Origin of the sequence: Pseudomonas syringae (genome assembly GCF_002157375.1) — a bacterium.
In the GTDB taxonomy this organism is placed as follows: Bacteria; Pseudomonadota; Gammaproteobacteria; order Pseudomonadales; family Pseudomonadaceae; genus Aquipseudomonas; species Aquipseudomonas syringae_T.
Genome location: NZ_MTSA01000008.1, coordinates 1 through 16,360 on the forward strand (window position 1 = coordinate 1; position 16,360 = coordinate 16,360).

Genomic DNA, 16,360 nt, shown 5'->3' on the forward strand with positions numbered 1-16,360 from the left:
CAGGCTAGCCGCACCGGGCCATGGATGGCCCGTTGCGGCGACCCCCGGATCAGTGGCAGGGCGAAGGAACCCGACGAAGTCGGGCCGGAAACGGAGCTTAGGGCTTTGGTTACTTTGGCCCCATCAAAGTAACTCGCCGAGGGGCGAAAAGGTGCCTTGAGTTAGAAACACATCCAACTGACACCGCAGCACCGCCGTGTGACGCAGAGCGTCACGAACTGCATGCCGACGCGGAGCGTCGGCACGATGGTCAGGGGTGTGAAAAGGTGCCTTGAGCCGTAAACATATCCAACTGACATCACAGAACCGCTGTGTGACGCAGAGCGTCACGAACACAAGGAGGACGCAGAGCGTCCAGAACTGCATGCCGACGCAGAGCATCGGCACGATGGTCATGCACAAGCCTGCTTCTGCCCGAAGGGCCGGGGGCGACCGGGGCGGCGATCCGCATTGTTCGCGAAGACTGTGTTTAGGCGACCCGATTTCTGCGACTGTACGGGCCATTTCGCGAACAAGTTCGCTCCCACGGATCCTGACTTCGCTACACTCCCGCCCATCGCATTCACTCAAGCAGGAGCACGCATGGTCTGGGACCGGACAACGCCTTTCGTCATTGATCTCAACGTCGGCGCCGAAGACATCGACGGGTTGGGGCATGCCAACAATGCCGTATACGTTTCCTGGCTGGAGCGCTGCGCCTGGCGGCACTCACAGTTCCTGGGGCTGGACCTGACCGAGTATCGACGCCTGGACCGGGCCATGGCGGTGGTCCGCCACGAGATCGACTACCTGGCCAGCGCCTACGAAAACGACGACCTGCAACTGGCGACCTGGATCACCGACTGGGACCGCCGCCTGAAAATGACCCGCTGCTTCCAGCTCATACGGCCCGCCGACAACCTGACGCTGCTGCGCGCGCAAACCACCTTTGTCTGCATCGAACTGTCCACCGGTCGGCCCAAACGCATGCCCGCCGAGTTCATCGAAGGCTATGGCACGGCCATTCCCGACGGTGACGTTCCCAATCCGCACGCCGGGCAGTAAACTGCCGGACTTTTTTCGAGTGTGACCCATGCAAATTGCTCTGGCGCCCATGGAGGGGCTGGTTGACGACATCCTGCGCGATGCACTGACGAAAGTGGGTGGCATCGACTGGTGCGTGACCGAATTCATCCGGGTGTCCGAGCGTTTGATGCCGGCGCACTACTTCTACAAGTACGCTTCGGAGTTTCACAAGGGCGCGAAGACTGACGCCGGCACGCCCTTACGGCTCCAACTGCTGGGTTCTGATCCGGTGTGCCTGGCCGAGAACGCCGCGTTCGCCTGCGAGCTGGGCGCACCGGTACTGGACCTGAACTTCGGTTGCCCGGCCAAGACCGTCAACCGCTCCCGTGGCGGGGCAGTCCTGCTCAAGGAGCCGGATCTGCTGCACACCATCGTCAGCGAGGTGCGCCGTGCAGTGCCCAAACCCGTTCCAGTGACCGCCAAGATGCGTCTGGGGTACGAAAACACTGATGGCGCGCTGGATTGCGCCCGCGCGCTGGCTGACGGCGGGGCAGAGCAAATTGTCGTTCACGCACGCACCAAGGTCGACGGCTACAAGCCGCCCGCGCACTGGGAGTGGATTGCGCGCATTCAGGAAGTGGTCAAGGTTCCGGTCGTCGCCAATGGTGAAATCTGGACCGTTGAGGATTGGCGCCGTTGCCGTGAAATCTGCGGCGCGCGGGACATCATGATTGGTCGCGGGCTGGTAGCGCGCCCTGATCTGGCCAGGCAGATTGCTGCGGCGCAGAAGGGCGAAGAGGTGGTGCCGATGACCTGGGCCGAGCTGCAGCCGATGTTGCGCACCTTCTGGCAGGCCTGTCTGGTCAAGATGACGCTTATCCAGGCCCCCGGCCGCCTCAAGCAATGGCTGGTGCTGCTGACCAAGAGTTACCCGGAAGCGACGCTGATGTTCAATGCGTTGCGCCGCGAAACCGACTGTGACCGGATCAGCGTATTGCTCGGCTGCGCACCGGAAAACCAGCCCGACGAACGGTCGAAAAAAGTCTGAAAAAAACCTCTTGAAAAGCGAAAGGGCGTCCCTATTTTGGTGATCAAGCGATGCCGAATACGGGTCGCGTACACCACTCGCTGATAAACAGGAGAACTATTATGGCTACTGCATTTTCTCTGGCTCCACTGTTTCGCAACTCAGTGGGATTCGACCGCTTCAACGACCTTTTCGAGTCGGCGGCGCGAAACGAGACAACCAGCGGCTACCCTCCCTACAATGTGGAGCGGCACACCGATGACCATTATCGAATCGTGATTGCTGCAGCAGGCATGCAAGAGCAGGATCTCGAGTTGCAGGTTGAAAAAGGTGTGTTGACCGTGATCGGCAGCAAGCGCGAGCAAGAAGCCGAAAACGTGACCTATCTGCATCAGGGTATTGCCCGGCGTGAATTCAAGCTGTCGTTCAGGCTGGCTGACAATATCGAAGTCAAAGGGGCCGATTTGTCCCACGGCCTGCTGAATATTGACCTGGTGCGGAATGTGCCGGAAGAAGCGAAACCAAAGCGTATTCCGCTTAACAGCCAGAAAGCGCTGGAAAACTGATTCGTCGGTCAGCGGCACATGACAGAAAGGCGCCTTCGGGCGCCTTTCCTGTTTTCAGTTCTAGTGCGCGTGTCGCTTGAGTTCCAGCAGGGACTCGAACGCCGGGCCGGGCAGCGGTTCGCTGAACAGGTATCCCTGGTAGTTGTAACAGCCGACTTTTTCGAGAAAGGCCAGTTGCTCCGGGGTTTCCACGCCTTCGGCAATGACGTTCAGTTTGAGGCTCTGGGCCATCGCCACAATGGCGCGAATGATTTCGGCATCGTTGGGGTCGCTGGTGGCGTCCTGAACGAATGACTGATCGATCTTCAGCGTGTCCACCGGCAGGCGCTTGAGGTAGGTCAGCGACGAATAGCCAGTACCGAAGTCATCCATCGCAAAGCTTACGCCCAGCTCCTTCAGGCTGCGCATCTTGAGGATTGTATCGTCCAGGTTCTGAATGACGATGCCTTCGGTGATTTCCAGCTTGAGCATGGACGCAGGCAGTTGATGCTGTTTAAGGCTGTATTCCACGCGCTCGACAAAGTCGTTCTGACGGAACTGGCGCGGGCTGATATTGACGCCCATCAGGAACCGGTCTTTCGAAACCAGCCCTTGACTCAACAGCAGCCCGCCGATTTTACAGGCGTCGTCGAGGATCCGGCTGCCCACCTCCAGAATCATGCCGCTCTCTTCCAGTATCTGCACAAACTGGTCGGGAGGCAGCAGCCCATGCTCGGGGTGCTGCCAGCGCAGCAGCGCCTCCGCACCGGTGATCTGATTGTCGCGACAATCAACCTGAGCCTGAAAATGCAGGTGGAATTCATTGCGGGTCAGTGCCAGGCGCAAATCGTTTTCAAGCTGCAAACGCTTGCTGACGGCTTGTTGCATGGACACATGGAAAAACTGTGACGCGTTGCGTCCGGCATCCTTGGCGCGATACAGGGCGATGTCGGCGCGCTTGAGTACATCGGCAGGGGTCAGGCCGTCGTCCGGGATGAGGACGATACCGATGCTCGGTGTGACCTGCAGGCGGTGGCCATCGAGGAACATCGGTTCGGCCAGCAGCTCGCGCAGGTTGTCGGACAGCGTCCGGACCTGATGGGTGACTTCATCGAGTGAACCGTCCAGCCCGCAGATCAACACCACAAACTCGTCGCCGCCCAGACGGGCCACCGTGTCTTCCTGGCGCACGCTTGCTTCCAGCCGTGCCGCCACGACATTCAGCACGCTGTCGCCCACCGGATGGCCAAGCGAGTCGTTGATGTGCTTGAAATGATCGAGATCGAGAAACAGCAGCGCGCCGCGCAGGTTCTGGTGCTGGAGCAGGGACAACTGCTGGCTGAGGCGGTCCAGCAGCAGGGCGCGATTGGGCAGACCGGTCAGCGGATCGTGATAGGCCAGATGATGGATCTGCGCCTGCGCGTCCTTCAACTGGCCGATGTCCCGGGCGTTCATGAGCAGGCAGGCGGTGTCGTTGAGGGTGATGAAGTCCACCGAGATGTCCAGCACCAGCGGGTTGCCATTTTTGTCGCGACCGCTCATTTCCCGGTGATGAACGCGACCTTTCTGACGCAGTTCGTCGATCATGTACTCGCGCTGCCGGGTATCGGTCCAGATGCCGATTTCATGGGCGGTGCGCCCGACCACTTCCTGAGCACTGAAGCCGGTGAGGCGACAGAAGCCATCGTTGACTTCCACGTAGCGACCCGACTCGATTTCGGTGATGGTGATCGAGTCCGGGCTTGAGTGAAACGCTTTGGCAAACTTTTCTTCACTGGCCTCGAGTGCCGCCTGGGCGCGTTGTTGAGTAATGTCCATCAGCGTGCCTGCGAGTCTCGACAACTGACCCTGACTGTCCCGGTAAATCCGCGCGCGGCTTTCCAGCAGGCGCGAAGTGCCGTTTTTCAGCTGAAACCGGTAGGTCACCTGAAGGTAGTCGTCGCGATTTTCAATCGCTGCCTCGAAGGTCCTGCGCATCTTCAGGCGTTCTTCGAGGGGCAGTCTGCCGAAAAAAAGCTCGGCGTCCTCATCGAAGGGCTGTGTGTCCATGCCATGCAGGAACGCCGTGCGCGCCGAAGCTCGCAGCCTGTTGCGGGGGACGTCCAGATCCCAGGTGCCCATCTGCGCCAGGTCCAGTGCCAGTTCCAGCCGATCACGGTCGTTTTCGATCATGCGCTCCGCCGCTGCCGGTGCAAGGGTGTCATGCTCGGGTTTATCCGGTGGGTTGCGCATGTGTCACGAGCCTTTGATGAACGACGCTGATAGAGCGCTCAGCCTGCCGTCTGCAGCAGGGTCTACTTACTGTGTCTGCGCATCGAGCAATTTCATGAATGCCCTGGCAGCATTCGAGAGCGTGCGTTCGGTATGCAGGATGTAGCCTAGCTGGCGATTGAGCTGCACGCCCGGCAATGGAATGCGCGCCACTTGTTCGTCCAGCATGGTGCGCGGCAGAACGCTCCAGGCCAGGCCGATGGAGACCATCATTTTGATGGTCTCCATATAGTTGGTGCTCATCGCGATGTTGGGCCTGAGGCCTTGAGCCTCGCACAGCTTGCTGACGATGTGATGCGTGAAGGTGTTGCTGCCGGGAAATACGGCGGGGTAACGCACGATGTCTTCCAGCTTCATCGGGCCGCTGTTGGCCAACGGATGTTCAGGGGCCGCAACGAAGTCCAGCGGGTCGTCCCAGACCGGCACGGCGCGGATCAGCGAATGCGGCTCGGGTGCCAGCGTAATTACTGCCAGCTCGGCGCGCCCGTGAAGAATTTCCTCGTAGGCCACTTCCGAATCCAGAAACTGGATATCCAGTGCAACGGTCGGGTAGGTCCGGGTGAACGCCCGCAATACCGGAGGCAGGCGGTGCAGGCCTATGTGGTGGCTGGTCGCCAGGGTCAGGCGACCGGTGACTTCGCCGGTCAGGTTGGTCAGCGCGCGTCGGGTGTCATCCAGCACGTTGAGAATCTGATAGGCCCGTGGCAGCAGGGCGCGACCCGCTTCGGTCAGGCTGACTTCGCGGCCCAGGCGGTCGAACAAACGGACGTTGAGCTGCTGCTCCAGGCCGGCGATGCGCTTGCTGATCGCCGGCTGGGTGAGGTACAGACGCTCACCGGCACCCGAGAAACTGCCTGTCTCGGCAATGGCGATAAAGGCGTTCAGATTGGCAAGGTCCATAGTCGGATTCCATTTGGTTATCCAAAGCATGAAAATTATGAATTTGAGTTATTTAAGCACATTCCATAGGATGGCCGCACAAGCCAAAGGGTCATCGTCACGATTGCCCAAGGCATAGAAAGAAGCTGATGAGGAAGTACGTCCGATGGCCGGAAAAACGCTCTACGACAAGCTCTGGGATTCGCATTTGGTCAAACAGCGCGACGACGGTTCGGCGCTGATCTACATTGACCGCCATATCATCCATGAAGTGACCTCGCCGCAAGCGTTCGAAGGTCTGCGGCTGGCGAAGCGCAAGCCGTGGCGGATCGACTCGATCATCGCCACGCCGGACCACAACGTCCCGACCACGGCGGAACGCAAGGGCGGTATCGACGCCATTGAAGATCAGGTCTCGCGCCTGCAGGTGCAGACCCTCGACGACAACTGCGACGAATACGGCATCACCGAATTCAAGATGAACGACCCGCGTCAGGGCATCGTTCACGTCATTGGCCCTGAGCAAGGCGCAACCCTGCCGGGCATGAGCGTGGTCTGCGGCGACTCGCACACGTCGACCCACGGCGCGTTTGGCGCACTGGCCCACGGCATTGGCACGTCCGAGGTCGAGCATGTGCTTGCGACCCAGTGCCTGGTGGCCAAGAAGATGAAAAACATGCTGGTCTCGGTCGAAGGGCAATTGCCGTTCGGCGTGACGGCCAAGGACATCGTGCTGGCGGTGATCGGCAAGATCGGCACCGCAGGTGGTAACGGCTATGCCATCGAGTTCGCCGGCAGCGCAATTCGCGACCTGTCTATCGAAGGCCGCATGACCATTTGCAACATGTCCATCGAAGCCGGTGCCCGGGTCGGCATGGTGGCCACCGACGAGAAGACCGTCGAGTATGTCAAGGGCCGTCCGTTCGCTCCGAAGGGCGCTGAATGGGACCTCGCCGTCGAGGCCTGGAAGGACCTGGTGTCCGACGCCGACGCGGTGTTCGACACCGTGGTCAAGCTGGACGCCGCACAGATCAAGCCGCAAGTCAGCTGGGGCACGTCGCCGGAAATGGTGCTGGCAGTCGACCAGAACGTGCCGGACCCGGCGCAGGAACCGGACCTGGTCAAGCGTGGCTCCATCGAACGCGCCTTGAAATACATGGGCCTGAAAGCCAATCAGCCAATCACTGATATCCAGCTGGACCGCGTGTTCATCGGCTCCTGCACCAACTCGCGGATCGAAGACCTGCGGGCGGCGGCGGACGTTGCCAAGGGCCGCAAGGTGGCTGCAACGATCAAGCAGGCCATCGTGGTGCCAGGTTCGGGCCTGATCAAGGAACAGGCCGAGAAAGAAGGGCTGGACAAGGTCTTTATCGAGGCCGGTTTCGAGTGGCGCGAGCCGGGCTGCTCCATGTGCCTGGCGATGAACCCGGACCGTCTCGGTTCCGGCGAGCATTGCGCATCGACCTCCAACCGTAACTTCGAAGGTCGTCAGGGCGCGGGTGGCCGGACGCATCTGGTGAGCCCGGCGATGGCTGCTGCCGCAGCGGTCAATGGCCGTTTCATCGATGTTCGCGACCTGATCCAGCACTGAGGAATCCAGCATGAAAGCTTTTACCCAGCACAATGGCCTGGTCGCTCCTCTGGATCGCGCCAACGTCGACACCGACCAGATCATCCCCAAGCAGTTTCTCAAGTCGATCAAGCGCACGGGTTTTGGCCCGAACCTGTTCGATGAGTGGCGTTACCTGGATGTGGGCCAGCCGTATCAGGACAACTCCAAGCGACCGCTGAACCATGATTTCGTGCTCAACCACGCGCGTTACCAAGGCGCCAGCGTCTTGCTGGCCCGGGAAAACTTCGGTTGCGGCTCGAGCCGTGAGCATGCGCCGTGGGCACTGGAAGAGTATGGTTTCTGCGCAATCATCGCGCCGAGCTACGCCGACATCTTCTTCAACAACAGTTTCAAGAACGGCCTGCTGCCGATCATTCTGGCTGAAGACGAAGTCGATCAACTGTTCAAACAGGTCGAGGCCAGTCCCGGCTATCAGTTGAGCATTGATCTGCAGGCGCAGACCGTGACCCGTCCCGACGGCAAGGTGCTGAGCTTTGAAATCGACGCCTTTCGCAAGCACTGCCTGCTCAATGGCCTGGACGACATCGGCCTGACGCTGATGGATGCCGACGCCATCGCCAGTTTCGAGAGCAAGCACCGCGCCAGCCAGCCGTGGTTGTTTCGCGATTGAGCCTCGGGCAACGATGACAGGTTCATTCGCGAGCAAGGCGGTCAGTCGTCTTGCTCGCGAAGGTGTTTTGACCGGGCGATAAATTTTTTGCCGTATTCAGCGTTATAAAAAGGTGCCACCCAAGGCGCCGCTGCACACATCGAGGATGTTATGAGCAAGCAGATTCTGATTCTCCCAGGTGATGGTATTGGTCCGGAAATCATGACCGAAGCGGTCAAGGTGCTGGAACTGGCCAACCAGAAGTATCAACTGGGGTTTGAATTGACCCACGACGTGATCGGCGGCGCGGCCATCGACAAGCATGGCGTGCCACTGGCCGATGAAACCCTGGATCGCGCCCGTGCAGCCGATGCAGTGCTGCTCGGCGCAGTGGGCGGCCCGAAATGGGACACCATCGAGCGCGATATTCGTCCTGAGCGCGGGCTGCTGAAAATCCGTTCGCAACTGGGCCTGTTCGGCAATCTGCGTCCGGCCATCCTTTATCCGCAACTGGCCGATGCATCGAGCCTCAAGCCGGAAATCGTTGCTGGCCTGGACATTCTGATCGTCCGTGAGCTGACCGGTGGCATCTATTTTGGCGCGCCACGCGGCACCCGCGTGCTGGATAATGGCGAGCGTCAGGCGTATGACACGCTGCCCTACAGCGAGAGCGAAATCCGCCGTATTGCCAAAGTCGGTTTCGACATGGCAAGGGTGCGGGGTAAAAAGCTCTGTTCGGTGGACAAGGCCAACGTACTGGCGTCGAGCCAGTTGTGGCGTGAGATCGTGGAGCAGGTCGCCAAGGATTACCCGGACGTCGAGCTGAGCCACATGTACGTCGATAACGCCGCCATGCAGCTGGTGCGCGCGCCCAAGCAGTTTGACGTGATCGTGACCGACAACCTGTTCGGCGACATTCTGTCGGATCAGGCGTCGATGCTCACCGGTTCCATCGGCATGCTGCCGTCGGCGTCTCTGGACACGGCCAACAAGGGCATGTACGAGCCTTGCCACGGTTCGGCGCCGGACATCGCGGGCAAGGGCATTGCCAACCCGCTGGCGACCATTTTGTCGGTGTCGATGATGCTGCGTTACAGCTTCAACCTGACGTCCGCCGCTGACGCCATCGAACAGGCCGTCAGCCTGGTGCTGGATCAGGGCATCCGCACCGGCGACATCTGGTCCGAGGGCAAAGTCAAAGTCGGTACGCAGGAAATGGGCGATGCAGTAGTCGCCGCGCTGCGGAATCTGTAATCTCTCTGGCCCGCCGCCTGCTGTACACACGCAGAACGGCGGTCCCACTTTTATTCAAGGTGCAGTTGCGATGAAACGTGTAGGTCTGATCGGTTGGCGTGGAATGGTCGGTTCCGTGCTCATGCAAAGGATGCGGGAAGAGCAGGACTTCGATCTCATCGAGCCGGTGTTCTTCACCACGTCCAATGTCGGTGGCCAAGGGCCTTCGGTGGGCAAGGATGTTGCGCCGCTGAAAGATGCCTACAGCATCGACGAGCTGAAAACACTGGACGTGGTGCTGACCTGTCAGGGTGGCGACTACACCAACGAAGTGTTCCCCAAGCTGCGCGAAGCGGGCTGGCAGGGTTACTGGATCGACGCGGCCTCCAGCCTGCGCATGCAGGATGACGCGGTTATCGTGCTTGACCCGGTCAACCGCAAGGTCATCGACCAGCAACTGGACGCCGGCACCAAGAACTACATCGGCGGCAACTGCACGGTCAGCCTGATGCTGATGGGCCTGGGTGGTCTGTTCGATGCCGGTCTGGTCGAGTGGATGAACGTCATGACTTATCAGGCGGCCTCAGGTGCCGGCGCGCAGAACATGCGCGAGCTGATCAAGCAGATGGGGGCGGTTCACGCCTCTGTGGCGGACGAACTGGCCAACCCGGCCAGCGCCATTCTGGACATCGACCGCAAGGTGGCTGAAGCCATGCGCGGCGAGTCATTCCCGACCGAGAACTTCGGCGTGCCCCTGGCGGGCAGCCTGATCCCTTGGATCGACAAGGCGCTGCCCAACGGCCAGAGCCGTGAAGAGTGGAAAGGCCAGGCCGAAACCAACAAGATTCTCGGCCGTTTCAAGAGCCCGATCCCGGTGGACGGTATCTGCGTGCGCATCGGTGCCATGCGTTGCCACAGCCAGGCGTTGACCATCAAGCTCAACAAGGATGTGCCGATTGCGGACATCGAAGGCCTGATCAGTCAGCACAACCCTTGGGTCAAGCTGGTGCCGAACAACCGTGAAGCGAGCATGCACGAGCTGAGCCCGACCGCTGTGACCGGCACCATGAGTGTCCCGGTGGGTCGTTTGCGCAAGCTGAACATGGGTTCGCAATACCTGGGCGCTTTTACCGTGGGTGACCAACTGTTGTGGGGCGCGGCTGAACCGTTGCGCCGCATGCTGAGGATCCTGCTGGAGCGTTGATTCACGCAGCTTTGAAAACGCCCGTTGCAAGGGCGTTTTTTTATGCCTGGGATTCAGGGTGCCGTGCCGCGCGGCGCCGTGGGTTGGTCGGAACTGCCCGTGGCGTTGCGGCCCCAAGCCTTGCCCAGTGCGATGCCCGGCAACTCGATATAGCGGTGCGTCAGCATCGAAAGCAGCAACACCATCCCGAGGCTGACTGCGATGACAAGGTTGTCGATCCAGGCACTCTGGGTGTGGATGTAACGTACGGCGGCGCCGGGAATTTCACCCGGAAGGTCGATCAGTACGGTCTGACGGGTGATCCTCTCGAACAGCATCAGGGTTGTCGTCACTGCGAACAGGACGATGGTGTGGGTCATGTATATCGAGAAGGATAAGGCTCCGGCCCACTTGAACAGTGATGTCTTCAGGCATCGCGAAATAACCCCTGCCTCGAACGCGAACAGCCCGATGACCCCGCAAAATAACAGGCTCAGAGAGAGGTTCTGCGAAGGTCCGCTGTGGGTAACGGCCATGTACACCGCCGTCAGACTCAACGCCTCCAGCAGGCTTGCCCATCCAGTGTGAAGTTTTAGCCCGCTCAGTTTTGCATGAAGCCGACAGGTGACGACCCCGCTGAAAAAACACCCTGCGCCGATCAATGCGCCTTCGCTGAACAGGGCGCTTCTGAAGTGCAGCGCGGTGAACGCCATGACCGCGACTGTCGCAAATGCCTGTCGTGGCAGCCTTGGCAGACCGGCAGCCATCAGTGCGAAAAGCAGGTACAGGTAAAACTCGACGCTGATACTCCATGATGGAAAGTTGAACGACATCGAGTTGAAACCGGGCCACCAGGATTGCAACAACAACAGGTTGGGCAGTATTTCGGAAACCGCCCGAGGCCCGGTAAAGCTGCCTGCCGTCGACTGAATGCCTTGCCGCTCGGCCAACAGTTTCAGTGTTTCGAACAGCAGCGCTGCCATTAACGTTGCCAGGTGCAGCGGATACAGACGGCAGACGCGTGCGATGACGAATTGCTTGAGTCGCACTGCGCTGTTCAGTCGATCCGCGTAGGTGTGATAAAGCACGAAGCCGCTCAGGGCGAAGAAGAAATTGACCAGGTAGTTGGCGTGTCTGAAAAAGCCCAGCTCAGTGATGCTCTGTACCGCATGAAAGTGATGCAGCACAACCGCCAGGGCACAAAGCCCGCGAAAGCTGTCAAGCACGAGGAATCGCTTCATGGCGCAAGGTTCCTTGAAGAGCAGGTGTGACTGCAGACACTGCGCAGCAGTGCCAGAGGGAAGGGTGACCAAGGGGGAATATCGGGCGCGTTACCACCGCGGCAACGCTACCGGGAGGAGGCGGTAGTGCCGGGCATTTGCCGAAGACGTGGTAACGGTAGCTCAGCAATGAGAAAAGTGTTTTTTGTTTTGTCCCTATATATGGGATTGAAATTTACATATTGAGATAAGCGTAACAACGGGTTTATAGTCGTCCTGCACTCACTTCCAATAAAACAACAGGTGACGCAATGCAGGCGCAATTGATCGCACTCGATTGGGGGACAACCTCCCTTCGTGCTTATCGACTTGGCGAACATGGCCAGGTGCTGGAACAGCGCGCGCTGAGCGCGGGCATCATGCAGTTGCCGACCACGCCGCGCCTGATTTCCGGGCAGTTGTGCAGTGACGGTTTTGAACTCGCGTTCGATCAGGCCTGTGGCGACTGGCTCGACGCCGAGCCCGGTCTGCCGGTCATCGCCTGCGGCATGGTCGGCAGTGCGCAGGGTTGGCGCGAGGCGGCTTATCGGGAGACGCCGGCGAGCGTCAACGAACTCAGTGCCGCCATGCAGACGGTTCGCAGCATGAATGGCGTTACCGTGCATATCATCCCGGGCGTTCTGCAACGCTCGACCCTGCCCAATGTCATGCGTGGCGAAGAAACCCAGGTGCTGGGTGTGCTGGCCGGACTCGACGCACAAGTCGACGGTCAGCCGCTGTTGATCGGGCTGCCGGGCAGCCATTCCAAATGGGTACAGGTGGTCCGCGGCCGCATCGTTCATTTCGATACGTTCATGACCGGCGAGATCTACGCCGCGCTGTGCGCACACACCCTTCTCGGGCGCACCATGCAGCCATCAGAGGCATTCGACACTGAGGCGTTCGACCGTGGGCTGTCGATTGCCCTGTCGGAGGCGGGCAGCGCCGGGCCGCTTTCCACGGTATTCAGCACCCGGACACTGGGGCTGACCGGACAACTGACGGCGAGCGCGCAACCTGACTACCTTTCCGGTCTGCTGATTGGCCATGAATTAGGGGCCATCGCCAGATTGCACCTGCACAAACACGAACAATTGCCTGCGGTGATGCTCATCGGCAGCGAGTCGCTGTGCGCACGTTATTCGCGCGGCCTGGCGGTCTGCGGGTTTCCCAAAGTGACATTGGCCGAACAGGCCACCGAACGCGGCCTCTGGCAGGTCGCGGTTCAGGCGGGTCTGATTGCACGCCGGTCATCCCAACACATTCGAGAGGTTTGACATGCTCCAGCAAGCATTGAAGGAAAACGGCCTGGTCGCGATTTTGCGCGGCCTGCGTCCCGAGGAAGCCCCGGCGATGGGCGATGTGTTGTACGAGGCCGGTTTCCGGGTTATCGAAGTGCCGCTCAATTCCCCGCAGCCGTTCGACAGCATCCGCCTGTTGCGTCAGCAATTGCCTGCCGATTGCCTGATCGGTGCGGGCACGGTGCTGACCCCGGAGCAGGTGACACAGGTCAAGGACGCAGGCGGGCAGGTCATTGTCATGCCGCACAGCGATGCGAAGGTCCTGCGCGCCGCCAAGGCGGCCGGGCTGTTCCTGTCACCGGGCGTGGCAACACCGACCGAGGCCTTTGCTGCGCTGGCCGAGGGGGCCGATGTGCTCAAGCTGTTTCCGGCCGAGCAGATGTCGCCTGCGGTGGTCAAGGCGTGGCTGGCGGTGCTGCCGAAAGGCACGATCCTGCTGCCGGTCGGGGGTATTTCGCCGGATAACATGAAGGTGTTCCTCGACGCGGGTGTGAAGGGCTTCGGCCTCGGCTCCGGGTTGTTCAAGCCGGGCATGAGTACTGCCGACGTTGCCGAGCGCGCCAAGGCTTATGTGACCGCCTGGAAGCAACACACCGCAGGGCTTGCAGACTGACCGACACGGGCTGGCATTGCCGTTCGATGGCCGCTATTCAAACAAGAGATTAACAAGAGAAACCGCACCCATGAAAATCACCAAACTCACCACGTTCATCGTTCCGCCGCGCTGGTGCTTCCTCAAGGTCGAGACTGACGAGGGCGTTGTCGGCTGGGGCGAACCGGTGGTCGAAGGCCGCGCCCATACCGTAGCTGCCGCCGTTGAAGAGCTTTCCGATTACCTGATCGGCAAGGACCCACGCAACATCGAGGACATCTGGACCGTGCTGTATCGCGGCGGTTTCTACCGGGGTGGCGCGATCCACATGAGCGCGCTGGCCGGCATCGATCAGGCGCTGTGGGATATCAAGGGCAAGGCGCTGGGTGTTTCGGTGAGTGATCTGCTGGGTGGGCAGGTGCGTGACAAGATTCGTGTTTACTCGTGGATCGGCGGCGATCGTCCTGCCGACACGGCGCGGGCGGCCAAAGAGGCCGTCGAGCGCGGTTTTACGGCGGTGAAAATGAACGGCACCGAAGAGCTGCAATTTCTCGACACCTTCGACAAGGTCGATCTGGCGCTGGCCAACGTGGCTGCCGTGCGTGATGCGGTGGGACCGAATGTCGGCATTGGTGTGGACTTCCACGGCCGGGTTCACAAGCCGATGGCCAAGGTGCTGATGAAAGAGCTGGACCCGTACAAGCTGATGTTCATCGAAGAACCGGTGCTCAGCGAAAACTACGAGGCGCTGAAAGAGCTGGCCCCGCTGACCAGCACGCCGATTGCACTGGGCGAGCGACTGTTCTCGCGTTGGGACTTCAAGCGGGTGTTGAGCGAAGGCTACGTCGACATCATCCAGCCCGATGCGTCCCATGCGGGCGGCATCACCGAAACCCGCAAGATCGCCAACATGGCCGAAGCCTATGACGTCGCGCTGGCGCTGCATTGCCCGCTGGGACCGATTGCGCTGGCCGCCTGCCTGCAACTGGATGCGGTCTGCTACAACGCCTTCATTCAGGAGCAGAGCCTGGGCATTCACTACAACGAAAGCAACGACCTGCTGGATTACGTCAAGCACCCGGAAGTGTTCGACTACGACAAAGGCATGGTCAAGATCCCCAACGGCCCGGGGCTGGGCATCGAGATCAACGAAGAGTACGTCATCGAACGCGCCGCCATCGGCCACCGCTGGCGCAACCCGATCTGGCGCCATGCGGACGGCAGTTTTGCGGAGTGGTAGGACGACCACGCCATTATGAACACGCTCCCCGCTCATCGTTATACACCAGTCCTGAGAAGCCCGTAGATTGGGCTACTGCCCGCAGGGTGTGGGAGCGAACTTGTTCGCGAAGACGGTCGTTCGGCCGATGCGTTTTTCGAGGAATGCATTGGCCTTTTCGCGAACAAGTTCGCTCCCACGGCCTTCGGCCAGAATCAAAAGCGGATTTGTATAGAACGCTGAGCGCGGAGCGTGGGAGCGAGAGAGAAGCACAGTCATCAATAAATCCAACAAGAGGCTACAGGCCATGCGCACTCGAACGATGGAAGGCGCGGCGTCGCTGGCGACGCCGTCCCGCAAGCGTTTCTTTATCATGGTGTTGCTGTTCATTACCGTGGTAATCAACTACCTGGACCGCAGCAACCTGTCGATTGCCGCCCCGGCACTGACCGCCGAACTGGGTCTGGATACGGTGCATGTCGGGCTGATCTTCTCTGCGTTCGGCTGGACCTACGCCGCCATGCAACTGCCCGGAGGCTGGCTGGTCGACCGTGTCCCGCCGCGCATCCTCTACACTGCTGCGCTGCTGCTGTGGTCCATTGCGACCATCATGCTCGGCTTCGCGGCCAGCTTCATTGCGCTGTTTGTGCTGCGCATGGCCGTCGGTGCGCTCGAAGCGCCGGCCTATCCGATTAACAGCCGGGTGGTAACCACCTGGTTCCCCGAGCGCGAGCGGGCCACGGCCATTGGCGTCTACACGTCGGGACAGTTTGTCGGTCTGGCGTTTCTGACCCCGATACTGGCCTGGTTGCAGGCACACTACGGCTGGCACATGGTGTTTGTCGTCACCGGTGGCGTCGGGGTGTTGTGGGCGCTGATCTGGTACACCGTGTATCGCGAACCGCGCGACTTCAAAGGCGTCAACCAGCAGGAGATCGACCTCATCAAAGAGGGCGGCGGTCTGGTGGATATCCAGACGGATGCCGAAAAACAGAAGCAGGGTTTCAGCTGGCTGGACCTGGGCATTGTGTTGAGCAAGCGCAAGCTGTGGGGGATCTACCTGGGGCAGTTCTGTCTGAACTCCACGCTGTGGTTCTTCCTGACCTGGTTCCCGACCTACCTGGTGAAATACCGGGGCATGGACTTCATCAAGTCCGGGCTGCTGGCGTCGCTGCCGTTTCTGGCGGCATTCGTCGGCGTGCTGTGCTCGGGGTTCTTCTCCGACTGGCTGATCCGTCGTGGCCACAGCGTCGGCTTCGCCCGCAAGCTGCCGATCATCGCCGGGCTGCTGATTTCGACCTCGATCATCGGCGCCAACTTCGTCGATTCCACGCCGCTGGTCATCACCTTTCTGGCCTTGGCGTTCTTCGGTAACGGCCTGGCGTCGATCACCTGGTCGCTGGTCTCGACCCTGGCCCCGGCCCGCCTGCTGGGCTTGACCGGTGGCACGTTCAACTTCATCGGCAACCTGTCGGCCATCGCCACACCCATCGTGATCGGCTTTCTGGCCACGGGCGACTCGTTTGCGCCAGCCATCACCTATATCTCGGCGCTGGCCTTGCTGGGCGCGCTGTCTTACATCCTGCTGGTAGGAAAAGTCGAGCGTATCGAGCTCTGATGTCGA

At 60.3% G+C, this 16,360-nt stretch carries 14 protein-coding genes; 11 read left to right on the forward strand and 3 right to left on the reverse strand.

The features are described from left to right. The first annotated feature begins 582 nt into the window (after positions 1–582). From BW686_RS11475 to BW686_RS11485, 3 genes are all read left to right on the forward strand, one after another. A complete protein-coding gene (locus tag BW686_RS11475; protein WP_084916770.1) occupies positions 583–1,044 on the forward strand; it encodes an acyl-CoA thioesterase in 462 nt (153 codons plus the stop codon). Between the two features lie 28 nt (positions 1,045–1,072). Further along, positions 1,073–2,053, forward strand: a complete 981-nt coding sequence (locus BW686_RS11480; RefSeq protein WP_084916773.1) for a tRNA dihydrouridine synthase — start codon at positions 1,073–1,075, stop codon at positions 2,051–2,053. Between the two features lie 101 nt (positions 2,054–2,154). Continuing rightward, a complete protein-coding gene (locus tag BW686_RS11485; RefSeq protein ID WP_005893722.1) occupies positions 2,155–2,598 on the forward strand; it encodes an Hsp20 family protein in 444 nt (147 codons plus the stop codon). 60 nt (positions 2,599–2,658) lie between these two features. Here BW686_RS11485 and BW686_RS11490 read toward each other — a convergent pair whose 3' ends face one another. Next, positions 2,659–4,749, reverse strand: a complete 2,091-nt coding sequence (locus tag BW686_RS11490) for a putative bifunctional diguanylate cyclase/phosphodiesterase (protein WP_373271014.1) — start codon at positions 4,747–4,749, stop codon at positions 2,659–2,661. 126 nt (positions 4,750–4,875) lie between these two features. After that, positions 4,876–5,748, reverse strand: a complete 873-nt coding sequence (locus tag BW686_RS11495; protein ID WP_084916778.1) for a LysR family transcriptional regulator — start codon at positions 5,746–5,748, stop codon at positions 4,876–4,878. 145 nt (positions 5,749–5,893) lie between these two features. On the opposite strand from BW686_RS11495, the gene leuC reads away from it, so the two are divergent. From leuC to asd, 4 genes are all read left to right on the forward strand, one after another. Next, positions 5,894–7,318: a 3-isopropylmalate dehydratase large subunit gene (gene leuC, locus BW686_RS11500; RefSeq protein ID WP_084916780.1), complete on the forward strand. Its 1,425-nt coding sequence runs from the start codon at positions 5,894–5,896 to the stop codon at positions 7,316–7,318. 10 nt (positions 7,319–7,328) lie between these two features. After that, entirely contained in the window at positions 7,329–7,970 is a 642-nt protein-coding gene (gene leuD, locus BW686_RS11505; protein WP_084916782.1) for a 3-isopropylmalate dehydratase small subunit, read from the forward strand. A 150-nt stretch (positions 7,971–8,120) separates the two neighbouring features. Further along, positions 8,121–9,203 (forward strand): 3-isopropylmalate dehydrogenase, encoded by a 1,083-nt coding sequence (gene leuB, locus BW686_RS11510; RefSeq protein WP_084916784.1) that lies wholly within the window; start codon positions 8,121–8,123, stop codon positions 9,201–9,203. Positions 9,204–9,273: 70 nt separating this feature from the next. Continuing rightward, positions 9,274–10,386, forward strand: a complete 1,113-nt coding sequence (gene asd, locus BW686_RS11515) for an aspartate-semialdehyde dehydrogenase (protein WP_084916787.1) — start codon at positions 9,274–9,276, stop codon at positions 10,384–10,386. A 53-nt stretch (positions 10,387–10,439) separates the two neighbouring features. On the opposite strand, the gene BW686_RS11520 is transcribed toward asd, so the two are convergent. After that, the gene (locus tag BW686_RS11520) at positions 10,440–11,606 is read right to left on the reverse strand and encodes an acyltransferase family protein (RefSeq protein WP_084916789.1); all 1,167 of its coding nucleotides are present in this window, start codon (positions 11,604–11,606) and stop codon (positions 10,440–10,442) included. A 290-nt stretch (positions 11,607–11,896) separates the two neighbouring features. Here BW686_RS11520 and BW686_RS11525 point away from each other — a divergent pair, with 290 nt between their 5' ends. The 4 genes from BW686_RS11525 to BW686_RS11540 all read left to right on the forward strand — a co-directional run bounded on the left by BW686_RS11525 (position 11,897) and on the right by BW686_RS11540 (position 16,354). Further along, positions 11,897–12,901, forward strand: coding sequence for a 2-dehydro-3-deoxygalactonokinase (locus tag BW686_RS11525; RefSeq protein WP_084916790.1), 1,005 nt, complete (start codon positions 11,897–11,899; stop codon positions 12,899–12,901). Between the two features lies 1 nt (position 12,902). Further along, positions 12,903–13,538: a 2-dehydro-3-deoxy-6-phosphogalactonate aldolase gene (locus BW686_RS11530; protein WP_084916792.1), complete on the forward strand. Its 636-nt coding sequence runs from the start codon at positions 12,903–12,905 to the stop codon at positions 13,536–13,538. 70 nt (positions 13,539–13,608) lie between these two features. After that, on the forward strand, positions 13,609–14,757 hold the full coding sequence (dgoD, locus tag BW686_RS11535; protein ID WP_003394509.1) for a galactonate dehydratase: 1,149 nt from the start codon (positions 13,609–13,611) through the stop codon (positions 14,755–14,757). 286 nt (positions 14,758–15,043) lie between these two features. Beyond that, entirely contained in the window at positions 15,044–16,354 is a 1,311-nt protein-coding gene (locus tag BW686_RS11540; RefSeq protein WP_084916794.1) for an MFS transporter, read from the forward strand. Positions 16,355–16,360 lie beyond the last annotated feature (6 nt).

Bases quoted from the DNA above. Each gene is read 5' to 3' on its own strand.
- leuD (WP_084916782.1), top strand. From the start codon at position 7,329: ATGAAAGCTTTTACCCAGCACAATGGCCTGGTCGCTCCTCTGGATCGC.
- BW686_RS11480 (WP_084916773.1), top strand. From the start codon at position 1,073: ATGCAAATTGCTCTGGCGCCCATGGAGGGGCTGGTTGACGACATCCTG.
- BW686_RS11525 (WP_084916790.1), top strand. From the start codon at position 11,897: ATGCAGGCGCAATTGATCGCACTCGATTGGGGGACAACCTCCCTTCGT.
- BW686_RS11540 (WP_084916794.1), top strand. From the start codon at position 15,044: ATGCGCACTCGAACGATGGAAGGCGCGGCGTCGCTGGCGACGCCGTCC.
- BW686_RS11475 (WP_084916770.1), top strand. From the start codon at position 583: ATGGTCTGGGACCGGACAACGCCTTTCGTCATTGATCTCAACGTCGGC.
- BW686_RS11490 (WP_373271014.1), bottom strand. From the start codon at position 4,749: ATGATCGAAAACGACCGTGATCGGCTGGAACTGGCACTGGACCTGGCG.
- asd (WP_084916787.1), top strand. From the start codon at position 9,274: ATGAAACGTGTAGGTCTGATCGGTTGGCGTGGAATGGTCGGTTCCGTG.
- BW686_RS11495 (WP_084916778.1), bottom strand. From the start codon at position 5,748: ATGGACCTTGCCAATCTGAACGCCTTTATCGCCATTGCCGAGACAGGC.
- leuB (WP_084916784.1), top strand. From the start codon at position 8,121: ATGAGCAAGCAGATTCTGATTCTCCCAGGTGATGGTATTGGTCCGGAA.
- dgoD (WP_003394509.1), top strand. From the start codon at position 13,609: ATGAAAATCACCAAACTCACCACGTTCATCGTTCCGCCGCGCTGGTGC.
- leuC (WP_084916780.1), top strand. From the start codon at position 5,894: ATGGCCGGAAAAACGCTCTACGACAAGCTCTGGGATTCGCATTTGGTC.
- BW686_RS11530 (WP_084916792.1), top strand. From the start codon at position 12,903: ATGCTCCAGCAAGCATTGAAGGAAAACGGCCTGGTCGCGATTTTGCGC.
- BW686_RS11485 (WP_005893722.1), top strand. From the start codon at position 2,155: ATGGCTACTGCATTTTCTCTGGCTCCACTGTTTCGCAACTCAGTGGGA.
- BW686_RS11520 (WP_084916789.1), bottom strand. From the start codon at position 11,606: ATGAAGCGATTCCTCGTGCTTGACAGCTTTCGCGGGCTTTGTGCCCTG.